Source organism: Gammaproteobacteria bacterium (assembly GCA_003696665.1).
Lineage (GTDB): Bacteria > Pseudomonadota > Gammaproteobacteria > Enterobacterales.
This window is the reverse complement of the sequence record RFGJ01000667.1, coordinates 1-1,036: the sequence shown is the minus strand read 5'-3', so window position 1 is coordinate 1,036 and position 1,036 is coordinate 1. Positions and strand designations below refer to the sequence as shown.

Below are 1,036 nucleotides of genomic sequence, written 5' to 3'. Positions count from 1 at the left end.
TGGTTCTGATCTTCGGTGGACGCGGTCTGCGCGTCCTGTAGCTGTTGTTGGTCAGTCATTTGAATATACTCTTTCCACATGTTGCCTGTGGACTCTACGACAGTCCTTCTGGCTGAGAATTCAACAATTGGCACTTTGCATAAACGAATTCGGGATCCAAGTCCACACCAACATCCCATCCTACCGTGTCAAAAACGACATGTACACGCTTGAAAACAGCCGGATCCTTGAGCCGGTGAAAGACACCGAAATCCAAAAAGGGTTTCATGTCCAAAGTCCCTTGTTCGCCATTATCAAAGTCGACAACCAGAAGATAATCATCCATGGCTACGACTTTTATCACTGCCGGGTGCATCGTATTACCTCCAAGTCCAGTCCGGCGTAAGCGTCATGGTAGGAATCCGCCGGTTTTCCCTTTTGCAGAATCTATTGATGGCCTTTCACCGGTATTTACTAGCGAAGCGGTCGAATCCGAAAGGGTTCCTCCCCGTTCATAACCAAATTCCAATTCGCCATCAATTCATCCTGATGAAGTTCTGCCCATGCAAGGACAAGTTTTGTCTGGCGCTTAGGTAAATTCCCCTCGATCACGTCACAGGAGCGAATGTCTACAGTGGCTCTGTGCTCACCATAGTATACATGGAAGTGCGGGGGCGGATGTTCGCCTGGCGCATAATACATGCGGACGATGATACCGTAAAACATTGAAATTGTTGGCATGATCGATAGCGGCTCCTCCTGTCTATTTTAACATAAGTTTCTCGTTTGCCTGTCTTTTGCAGCCTCTCGTCTCTGCATAGTGCTCCACAATCCAGAGATCCGCGTCGAAAGCGGTGGCCGCGAACTCCACAAGTTTATCCGGCTCCCTTCGATCGTAGATAGGGACAGGTCGGCCAAGAGTTCGGCCAAGCGTCGCTCCTTTGGGTGACAAGGTGACAGGGTGACAAGGTGACAAGGTGACAAGGTGACAGGGTGACTGCCAACTGCCATCCGCTATCTGCCAACTGCCATCTGCCATCTGCCAACTGCCAATTCC

Annotated in this window: 3 protein-coding genes; all 3 read right to left on the bottom strand. The window is 50.1% G+C overall.

Going from position 1 to position 1,036, the window contains the following annotated elements; all coding sequences use genetic code 11:
* Positions 1-94: 94 nt before the first annotated feature.
* Positions 95-355: a DUF2442 domain-containing protein gene (locus tag D6694_15855; protein ID RMH32737.1), complete on the bottom strand. Its 261-nt coding sequence runs from the start codon at positions 353-355 to the stop codon at positions 95-97.
* 98 nt (positions 356-453) lie between these two features.
* Positions 454-720 (bottom strand): DUF4160 domain-containing protein, encoded by a 267-nt coding sequence (locus tag D6694_15850; protein ID RMH32736.1) that lies wholly within the window; start codon positions 718-720, stop codon positions 454-456.
* Positions 721-742: 22 nt separating this feature from the next.
* The coding region (locus D6694_15845; protein RMH32735.1) for a hypothetical protein at positions 743-1,036 on the bottom strand (294 nt) is incomplete at its 5' end.

Excerpts from the sequence above, each read along its gene's own strand:
- D6694_15855 (RMH32737.1), bottom strand. The coding sequence starts at position 355 with ATGCACCCGGCAGTGATAAAAGTCGTAGCCATGGATGATTATCTTCTG.
- D6694_15850 (RMH32736.1), bottom strand. The coding sequence starts at position 720 with ATGCCAACAATTTCAATGTTTTACGGTATCATCGTCCGCATGTATTAT.